This window comes from uncultured Jannaschia sp. (assembly GCF_947494055.1).
Lineage (GTDB): Bacteria > Pseudomonadota > Alphaproteobacteria > Rhodobacterales > Rhodobacteraceae > Jannaschia.
The window spans coordinates 1-9,187 of sequence record NZ_CANLTR010000069.1; the positions used below are offsets into that span (position 1 = coordinate 1).

Sequence of the window (9,187 nt, forward strand, 5' to 3'; positions counted from 1 at the left end):
GCGGATGCCTGGCTTATCCTGGCCGAGCGTCCGTCGCTCGGCGCGAAGGACCGACGGGACTTTCTCGAGCGCGCTGTCAAGGCCGGTGAACTGGCGCTCGGCGAGGACGGTTTCGGCGAGTACGCGGGGCATTTCTGGGGGTTTCTGGAAACCCGGCCCTACATGCGGGCCCGACACCGTCTGGCCGAGGACTTGTGGCAAGCCGGCGACCGGGACGCCGCGATCGGGCATCTGCGCGAGATGCTCGTCCTCAATCCAGGCGACAACCAGGGACTGAGATACGTGCTGCTCGCCTGGCTCTTAGCCATGCATGATGACGCCGGTGCCGAAGACCTTCTGCGCGCGCACAGCGACGAGGCCAGTACGTTCATCCGGTACACGCAGGCGCTCTTCGCTTTCCGAAAGTCGGACGATGGAAGTGTTGCCCGACGGGCTGTCGAGGACGCCTGGGAGTGCAATCACCACGTGCCGACTCTGCTCGCGCGGAAAAACCGTATTCGCTATGAGGATACGGGATACTACACGCTCGGCGGCGAAGACGAGGCTGCCTACTACGTCGAGGAATACGGCTTTGCCTGGTCCGAGACGCCCGGGGCCGTCGACTGGCTGACGGAGGCAACGAAACGTCTGAAACCGCGGCTGCGAGGCGGTCGACCCGACGTGCCGCTGCATTGATCTCGTCGCCATGACTTCGCCGAGTTCGAGACCAATTTGCGGCGTGAGCGGCAGGCCAAGGGTATCGCCGCCGCCAAACACCGGGGCGTCTATCGCGGACGTCCGCCCAATATCGATATGGACGGGATCAGGGCGCTTCTCTCCAAGGGACTGTCCCCGACGGAAATCGCCCGCGAGATGGGGAGTCCCCGCGGAACCGTTTACAAGGCAAAGGTCTCGATGTGATGACGAAGAAGAGCAAGGCGACGACGATGGCCAAGCCCGTCCCGCCCCGCAACCTCACTCCGGCTTTCTGCGAACGTCTCCGGCGAGACCTTCTTGCCGCATGCCGACGCGTCGCCGAGACCCATGGGCTTGCCGTGGAAGGCGGCGATCTGAGCGAGATCGACCTGCGCCATGGATTCGATATCGGGTTTCGCGTCGGGATTCCGACACCGGACGGATCGCTCTTCTCCCCGGAAAGGACTCTATTCGAGGCACTGGCGAGCAGCTTTGGACTGGAACCCTCCGACTACGCCCGCATCTTCAGGACCGGCGGCGAAACTTTCCGCATCACCGCCATAAATCCCAACCGCCCGAAATATCCGATCAGCGTCGAACGCATCGCCGACGGCCGCGGATACAAGTTCTCCGCCGAAGATGTCGCCTTGTACCTCAGCCAGTCAGGCGAATAGATTGTTCGTCGAACGTTCTACAAGACGTCCAAATATGCACGTTCGGGTGTTTTTAGGCCTTGATCGCGACCTCGGTGATACGCTGCATGCAGCGCCCGATGGCGTCGATGGTCCGGGGGTCCTGTGTGAACTGGGCGAAGTCGTAGCCGTCTAGGTAGTTCTCGATCCGGTCGACATTCTCGACGATGTCCCGGAACCGGCGGACCGGGTCGCTAGAAGGCATAGACCCGATCGGCCTCGTAGGCTTCGCGGACGAAGGGCCGCTGCATGGCCTCGTCCGACAGATCCACTTCGGCGGCGAGGAGCGCGGACAATCGGTCCGCAACGCGCTGCCGGCGGCATGTCTAAGCCTGCACCCACCCGCTACCGCACTCTGAACTGGTCCGCCTACAATGCGGCGCTGCGTGAGCGTGGATCGCTGACCGTCTGGTTCGATCCGTCGACGCCCTGGTACGCGATGCCATCGGGCAAGCGCGGTGGTCAGCCGGTCTACAGCGACGCCGCGATCCAAGCCTGTATGACCACTGCCCGGCAGGGCATCACGCAGTGATGTCCCGAAAGGGATCAAGGTCCTGTTCGGCCTCCCGCTTCGCCCAGCGACTAGCTTCGTGGCAAGCCTGCTGAAGCTCGCGAATCTCGATTGGCCGGTCCCGGACTTCTCGACACTCTGCCGGCGAGAGAGGACGCTGGCTGTGCAATTGCCCTACCATGGCAGCAACGGTCCGCTGCACCTGCTCATCGACAGCACGGGCATCAAGGTCCGCGGCGAAGGCGAATGGCATGCGCGCAAGCACGGTCGTGCGCGCAGGCGGATTTGGCGCAAAGTCCATCTGGCCATGGACGAGGCGACGCTGGAAGTTCGTGCGGTTGAGATCACCGGCAGCGGCGTGGGCGATGCACCTGTGTTGCCTGATCTGCGCGCCCAGATCCCCGAGGGCGAAGCGATTGCCTCCGTTACGGCTGACGGCGCCTACGACACTCGCGGCTGCCGCGATGCCATCGCGAACCGGGGCGCGGACGCGGTCATCCCGCCCAGGCGCAACGCCAAGCCGTGGAAGAAGGATAGCCCCGGAGCAGCAGACAGAAACGAGGCCCTGCGCCATCAAGCACCTCGACAGGACTATTTGGCGGCACTGGAGCGGCTATCACCGCCGAAGCCGGGCCGAGACCAAGATGAACTGTATGAAGTTGCTCGGCCAGAAACTTATAGCTCGGGACTTCGATCGCCAGACGGCCGAGCTTCAGGTCCGCATCGCGATCTTAAACCGCTTCACCGCACTCGGCATTCCCGTCACAGAACCCGTCGTCTGAGCCGCTCGGGGAAAGAGGAAGCTCAGCCCTCAGGAGTTCCGTGCAACAGAGCCCCTCTACTGCGGCAGGACGTAGGCGATAACGGCGTCGCTGACGCCGGTCTCCATAAAATGGTGACCGCCCGGCGCGATCAGCACGTATTGCCGCTCGTCGACCTCGTAGGTGATCGGGTTGGCCTGACCGCCGGCGGGGAGCTCGTCGGTCCACAGCGTCTCGCCCGTCTCGATGTCGATCGCGCGGATCAGGTTGTCGGTGGCCGCGCCAATGAAGATCAGCCCGCCTGCCGTGACCACGGAGCCACCGTTATTCGGGGTGCCGATCTTGAATGGCAGGCCGGAGGGAATACCGAAGGGTCCGTTGCGGCGCGCCGTCCCGATCGGCTCGTCCCAGAGCGTCTCGCCGGTGGCGAGGTCAATCGCGCGGATGCCGCCGTAGGGCGGCTGCGTGCACGGCATGTCGGTCAGGGCCGAGCGCCATCCGGCATTCACGTTGATCGCGTAAGGGGCGCCGGCCTGCGCGTCGCCCGCGCCCTCGGCGTTCTCGCCCGACTCCCCGCCCGTTTCCTGTGCGTAGATCGGCGCGAGGCCACGCTCGTCGGCTTCCTCGCGCGGGATCAGGCGGTTGTAGTTCGGGACGTTGTTGTAGTTCGCGACGATGATCCCACGGTCGGTGTCTACGGCAACGGAGCCCCAGTCCGACCCGCCATTGTATCCCGGATACTGTATCCAGAACGCATCGGCAGACGGCGGGGTGAAGAAGCCCTCGTAGTTCGCCTGCCGGAACTGGATGCGGCACCAGAGCTGGTCGATGGGCGAGAAGCCCCACATGTCACGCTCGGTCAGGTTGTCGAAGCGCAGCGTGTGATAGCCCGAGGCCGGTTGCGTCTCGGAGATGAAGTCCGGCTCGATCTCGCCCTGCGGCAGGTTCTCGATCGTCTCGACGGGGACGAGGTTCTCGCCGCTCTCGCGGTCGAGGATGTAGATGTCCCCCTGCTTGGAGGGCAGGAGGAGGGCCGGGACGGAACCGTCCTCGGTCGGGAAGTCGATCAGGCTCACCTGGCTGCCCAGGTCGTAATCCCAGACGTCGTTGTGCACGGTCTGGAACGACCAGGCCGGCTCGCCCGTGGTCACGTCGATCGCGACGAGCGAGGTCGACCAGTCGCCCTCCGCCTCCGAACGGTTCGAGCCGTAGTAATCCACGGAGCTGTTGCCCATCGGAAGGTAGACGAGGCCCAGCTCCTCGTCGCCGGTGGCGGTGGTCCACATGTTCGGTGTGCCGCGGGTATAGACCTCGCCCTCTGGCGGGCCATCGGCGTTTTGCTCCGGCGCGCCCAGATCCCACGCCCAGGCGAGTTCGCCGCTGCGCGCGTCGTAGCCGCGGATCACGCCCGAGGGCGCGTCCTCCGCCTGACCGTCCTTTACCTGCGCGCCGGTCACGACGATGCCGCGCACGATCGCGGGCGGCGCGGTGACGGCATACCAGCCCGGCACCCGCTCGCCGATATCCTGCCAGAGGTCGACGGTGCCGTTCTCGCCGAACCCCTCGCAGGGCGCGCCCGTCTCGACATCGACCGCGACGAGCTTGGCGTCGAGCGTGCCCTCGATGACCCGCGTGGCGCAAAGATCGCCTTCCGCCGCCTCGGGATCGGTCCAGACGCTCACCCCCCGGCAGGAGGCGGAATAGGGGATCGCTTCATCGGGGACGCCCGGATCGAAACGCCAGTTCTCCTCGCCCGTCGCGGCGTCGATCGAGATCAGGACGTTCATGGCCGAGCACATCAGCAGGTCGCCTCCTACCTTGAGAGGCGTCGTCTCCGGTGCGTACTTGCCCTCCGCCTCGGGGCTCGGCAGGTCGCCCGTGTGATAGACGAAGGCGCGCTCCAGCCCGGCCACGTTCGCAGGCGTGATCTGTTCAAGCGGAGAATAGCGCGTCGCGTTCGCGTCGCCGCCCCAGAACGGCCAGTCGACCCCGACCTCGCGCTGCGGCTGCGGCGCGCTGACTGGGGTCGGGATGGGCTCGGCCGCCGTGCCGCCGTCCGATGCGGGAACGGAAGGCGCGGCGGTGGCCGTGTCCTCCGCCGGTGGTTCGATCTCGACGGTACCCGGCGGGGCAGGAACGAGGATCGTGGCCTCGGGCGTCTGGGCGGGCGGCGCGGCGTCCTCTTGGGCGTGCAGGGCAGGCGCGGCCAGCACGGCCGCGACCGCGGTGTAAAGGAACGCGTTCGGTCGGGTCAGTATCATGTCGGGCCTCGCGAGTCCGGGATCGTCAGGCGTGATGCGGCCGCGCGGCCCGGCGCTGCGACAACAGGGGCAGAGAGGCGAGCACCACGACGAGCAGCACCGTCGGCGCGACCATGCGCGGCACCCAGGCCCACCAGTCGAAGCGAACCTCCCAGATCGTCCAGGCCAGCGTGAACGCCCAGACGAGCGCATAGACCGCCAGCGCCGCCATCTGGCCGCGCCACAGGAACCACGCCGAGACGAGGAGCCCGAGCCCAGCGAGCGCATAGTACCAGCTGCCGCCGAGCGCGATAAGCCAGACCCCTCCGATCAGGAGGATCGTGCCGAGAACCCCGAAGAGCAGGGCGATGGCGACGCGTGTCCAGTATCCCGCACCTCTGTGCGGCGAACGGTCGGGACGACGTTTCATGAACGTATCTCCATCCGGAAGGCGAACCGGTTGCGGTGCGGCTTCGCGACGCGCAACCCTTGTCGTTTCCCGGCGTCAACCGTCGGTTCGGATCACGGTTCCCGACCGGCGCGCTTCGGTACGCTCGAAGACATCCAGCGGCTGAGCGGTTACGCAGGCTTTTCCTCTGCGGTCCGGTCTTCGGCATGGCCGCGCAGATGCAGCCAGACGAGCGCGCCCGCGAGGGCCAGGAAGGCGAGGTTGAGGAAGAACGTGTAGTCCAGAGCGAAGCGGACCATTTCCTGCAGCGACGGGCGTTCGGTCGGGATCAGACCCAGCAGCGCGAAGATGTAGTGCACGCTGATGCCGGCCGCGACCATGCAGAGATACAGCAGCCCCGACAGGTAGAGCGCGTAGCGCCAGCCGTAATACTTGGCGTGGACCCAGACCACGGTGGCGGCGACGAGGTCGGCGCCGAGGAAAGCGATCACGCCGCCGAAGGAGGCGTCCTTCGACCAGAGCATCGCGGCGAGAGGCACGTTCCCCATCGAGCCGATGAACGTGAAGAAGGCCACGACAGGCGCGACGAACGCGTTCTCCACGACCGTAAGGAGCCCCGGCGCATCCTGAGCGCCGCCCTCCCCGATGAGGAAGATCGCGTTCCAGACCGATTGCGGGACGAAGACCGAAATGAAGCCCGCGATCGTGAAACCAATGAGGATTTCCTTCCAGACCATCATCCATTCCATGACGAAGGCGCGGGCGATCCGGCGCCAGCCCGCCAGCGACAGGAGCTTGTCCTGCAGCGAGCCTTCCATGGAAGTGTCCATGTCCATTCCCTCCTCGGCCTGCGCCTTCTCGGCATGGTCCTTCGCCGGGTCGGCAAGTCCCCTTGGAAACCAAAGCCGAGAGAGCCCGTAGGCATAGATCGTCATCAGGATGCCGAGCAGGAAGTTCGCCAGGGTGAACTTCCAGCCGAGCAGGACCCAAAGCACGATGCCGAGCTCGATGACGAGGTTGGTGGAGGCGATGAGGAAAGCGATGCCGTTCATTGGATGCGCGCCCTTGACGAAGAGGGAGCGCGAGGCCGCGAGGGCAGCGAAGGAGCAGGAGGAGGAGATGAAGCCGAAGAATCCCGCGATCCCGGCCTGCCGCATTCCACGGTCGCCGAGGGTATTCGCCATCTGCTCCCGCGTGACGAGGACCTGGATGCCGGCCGATATGATGTAGCCGAAGACAAGCGCCCAGAGCGCCTTCCACAGCATACCTGCACCCGTAACGAACGCTTGCACGACCTGATCCATGCGCCGACTCCGAGTTCCGACCTTCGAAATCAGGACTACGACCTTGCGATACGGTTCCCGCCCGCCTCGAACTTAGGACCGGCCTCGTCGCCGAAGACCTTCGAAATACTGCATGGCCGCCTCCGAATGGACTAGACCATGCCTGGCTCACGCGTTGACACAAGGTCGAAACACGAGAGCTTGGATCCTTCCTTTTGGAAGGGGTTTGCGTGCCGAAGTTGATCCTGTGTGGACCAGTAGCGCCGTCCAGCGACACTGGCGATCTGCTCGCCTCGGTCGGTCCTCGTCGGGCATGAGCATGTTCCTCAGGCTCAGGCTTTGGTCATCGCTGGGTATGCCGAGGTGTCCGGTCGAAATGGGGGCGGTTCAGATTGTCACCACCGATGCGCGATGGAGGATGCGGTCCAACAGAGCGGCGGTCAGCACGCTCTCGCCGGTGTGGCGGATGAACTCGTTGGCTCGCGGATAGTCGTCGTTCGTCGAACTCCACGGAAACCTTCTCAGGATGGTGCAGGGGCGAAGGCACGGATTGGCCGCACGATCTCATGTTGGTCGGCTAGGGCCATCTCAAGGTAGGCCCGCAGGCGCGGACCTGTGCAGAAGAGTGGATCCCCGTCGTCGCAGATTTCACAGCAGGGAATGCCGTGATCGGTGGCCATCCTGAGGGAAATCTCGACTTCCTGGTTTCCCTCCACGTCGGTGAACGCGAAACCCGGGCGTCCGTTGGCACGGATGAGATCGCGGAGGCGGGCGAGCTGCAGGCGGATGTCTCGCGGGTCCATATCGGTCGGCACGAGGATCAGCAGGAACGGATGGACCCGACCTGTCGCATCAGCGAGCACATCCGAACGCACGACTCCCTCCTGGCAAATCCAGAAGGATCGAAGCCCCGTCCGGAAGCGCAGCTCGAAAGCGATGTCCTCGGGCGGCCAACGAGAGAGAATCCGCCAGACCTCTGCTACGGCCGTCCCTTCGCGTGCGGCGATCGCCTCGATCGGTGCGCCCTCGAGGCGAGCATGCCAGACGCGCACGGCAAGATCCCGATGCGTCTCGAAAAGGGCGTAATCGAAGGCGGACATCGTACCTGTCAGGTGGGCTATAGAGCGACACCTCCAAAACGCCGCGCCGGGCGTTCGGGTCCGGGGGAACGGTCGCATCAGGCTGCTTGGCTGGAGGCCCAGAGCCCTCTGTTCCGAGAGGTGTCGATGGCATGGAGCAACGAGTTCAATGCGTCCAGCCGGAATGCCCGGCGAGAATGCGGTCGCTCCCGGTTGCCGCACAAGAGGCCATGCACACGCACGATGAGCCAAGGGAGCCTTTGGCTCTTTGAGGACCTGAAGGACCATCCGAATATCGGCGGCGCCAGAGGAACTGACAGCATGTCATATGAAGTACATAACCGACATCAAGTATAAAAATTTTTATAACCTTTCGAACTAGATAGGTAATAGTCTTCATGTTGAGTAACCATCAGTGGTAGGTAGACAGGACGACAGAATGAGACGCCTTCTTTCCACAGACCATGCTGCGCGCTATCTTCCTTTTATGACAATGCCGTCCCCATCGAAGCCACAGCAGCCCCTATGGGCCGGGATCGTCACGATGGTGCCGGGTCTTCGTGGCGGACGTCCCGTAATCCGCGGCATGCGTATCACCGTGGGCGATGTGCTGGGCTGGCTAGCCTCGGGGATGAGCGTCGCAGAGATCCTCGAGGACTTTCCCGAACTGACCGAGGCGGACATCCGCGCTGCGTTAGCCTTTGCAGCGGAGCGCGAGCGCACCACGACCGTCGCGGCGGAGTGACGGGACCCGGTACGCTTCCTTTGCCGTGAAGCTTCTGTTCGATCAGAATCTCGGCCACCGTCTTCCACTGCGGCTGGCCGACCTTTTCCCAGGGTCAACTCAAGTCCGTCTAATCGATCTGGATCGCGCCCCTGACACGGACATCTGGGAGAATGCGGCCCAAGAAGGTTTCGCGATCGCCACCCGCGACGTCGACCTGGCAGAGATAGCTACGCTTCGTGGCGCGCCTCCGCTCGTCGTCTGGCTGCGTGGCGGCAATAGTTCGACGGCCGCTGTCGAAGCAGCACTACGTGCGCGCTACGTCGATATTGTCGCCGCAGAGGAGAGCGGAGCAGCCTGCGTTGAGGTCTGGTGGTAAGAGCATGATCATCAACAGGAATTCGTTCAGAACTCTGTAAATTGTAAGGTCTATTATGTAATGCCATTTTTTGTTGGCAGTTGGGCCGTGTTGCGCGGTCTGCCTGCGAATGAATGCCCTTCTCTTGGGACGAGTCCAACCTGTGCGCCGGATGACGGAGTGCCAAGGGCGGTGCAGCGATCAAGGATGACGATGTGGGTCCGGAGCTGGGCGGCTTGGCGGTCAAAGTCGCGCGTCATAGGCGTCGGTCCAAGGAGCCTGACGCGGCTCATCCCGACTTCGACGCGGCGATGGCGTCATGACAGTAGCGCGTGTCGCGTGCCTCAATGCTTCAAGGCACATGGCGCGAACGAGGCAGTCCACCTGCCCCGTCACGTTCCGAACGGCCACGTGTCCGGCGCGCCCGCCCGGCGGTGATCGGGCGCGAGCGGTGT

10 protein-coding genes and 1 pseudogene are annotated in these 9,187 nt (G+C 64.3%); 6 read left to right on the forward strand and 5 right to left on the reverse strand.

All coding sequences use genetic code 11. The features are described 5' to 3' along the window. The 3 genes from Q1A87_RS21910 to Q1A87_RS21915 form a co-directional block, all read left to right on the forward strand. The coding region (locus tag Q1A87_RS21910) for a hypothetical protein (RefSeq protein WP_299656547.1) at positions 1–675 on the forward strand (675 nt) is incomplete at its 5' end. Between the two features lie 36 nt (positions 676–711). Then, on the forward strand, positions 712–900 hold the full coding sequence (locus Q1A87_RS24330; RefSeq protein WP_363323050.1) for a helix-turn-helix domain-containing protein: 189 nt from the start codon (positions 712–714) through the stop codon (positions 898–900). Further along, the gene (locus Q1A87_RS21915; protein ID WP_299656550.1) at positions 900–1,349 is read left to right on the forward strand and encodes a hypothetical protein; all 450 of its coding nucleotides are present in this window, start codon (positions 900–902) and stop codon (positions 1,347–1,349) included. Before Q1A87_RS24330 ends, Q1A87_RS21915 begins: the two co-directional genes overlap by 1 nt. Positions 1,350–1,401: 52 nt before the next feature. Here Q1A87_RS21915 and Q1A87_RS21920 read toward each other — a convergent pair whose 3' ends face one another. Next, complete coding sequence (locus tag Q1A87_RS21920; protein ID WP_299656553.1) at positions 1,402–1,572, reverse strand: HepT-like ribonuclease domain-containing protein; 171 nt, start codon at positions 1,570–1,572, stop codon at positions 1,402–1,404. 117 nt (positions 1,573–1,689) lie between these two features. Here Q1A87_RS21920 and Q1A87_RS21925 point away from each other — a divergent pair. Continuing rightward, positions 1,690–2,660: pseudogene (locus Q1A87_RS21925) on the forward strand (IS5 family transposase). Between the two features lie 56 nt (positions 2,661–2,716). Here Q1A87_RS21925 and Q1A87_RS21930 read toward each other — a convergent pair. From Q1A87_RS21930 to Q1A87_RS21945, 4 genes are all read right to left on the reverse strand, one after another. Next, positions 2,717–4,900, reverse strand: coding sequence for a PQQ-binding-like beta-propeller repeat protein (locus Q1A87_RS21930; RefSeq protein WP_299656557.1), 2,184 nt, complete (start codon positions 4,898–4,900; stop codon positions 2,717–2,719). A gap of 25 nt (positions 4,901–4,925) precedes the next feature. Next, positions 4,926–5,309 carry a glucose dehydrogenase gene (locus Q1A87_RS21935; RefSeq protein ID WP_299656560.1) on the reverse strand — a complete coding sequence of 128 codons (384 nt, stop codon included), beginning with the start codon at positions 5,307–5,309 and terminating at the stop codon, positions 4,926–4,928. Between the two features lie 149 nt (positions 5,310–5,458). Next, entirely contained in the window at positions 5,459–6,592 is a 1,134-nt protein-coding gene (locus Q1A87_RS21940; protein ID WP_299656563.1) for a permease, read from the reverse strand. Between the two features lie 500 nt (positions 6,593–7,092). Then, entirely contained in the window at positions 7,093–7,671 is a 579-nt protein-coding gene (locus tag Q1A87_RS21945) for a hypothetical protein (protein WP_299656566.1), read from the reverse strand. Between the two features lie 472 nt (positions 7,672–8,143). Between Q1A87_RS21945 and Q1A87_RS21950 the strand changes: the two genes are divergently transcribed. Together Q1A87_RS21950 and Q1A87_RS21955 are read left to right on the forward strand one after the other, a co-directional pair. After that, on the forward strand, positions 8,144–8,395 hold the full coding sequence (locus tag Q1A87_RS21950; protein WP_363323051.1) for a DUF433 domain-containing protein: 252 nt from the start codon (positions 8,144–8,146) through the stop codon (positions 8,393–8,395). 25 nt (positions 8,396–8,420) lie between these two features. After that, positions 8,421–8,753 (forward strand): DUF5615 family PIN-like protein, encoded by a 333-nt coding sequence (locus Q1A87_RS21955; RefSeq protein ID WP_299656572.1) that lies wholly within the window; start codon positions 8,421–8,423, stop codon positions 8,751–8,753. Positions 8,754–9,187: the final 434 nt, after the last annotated feature.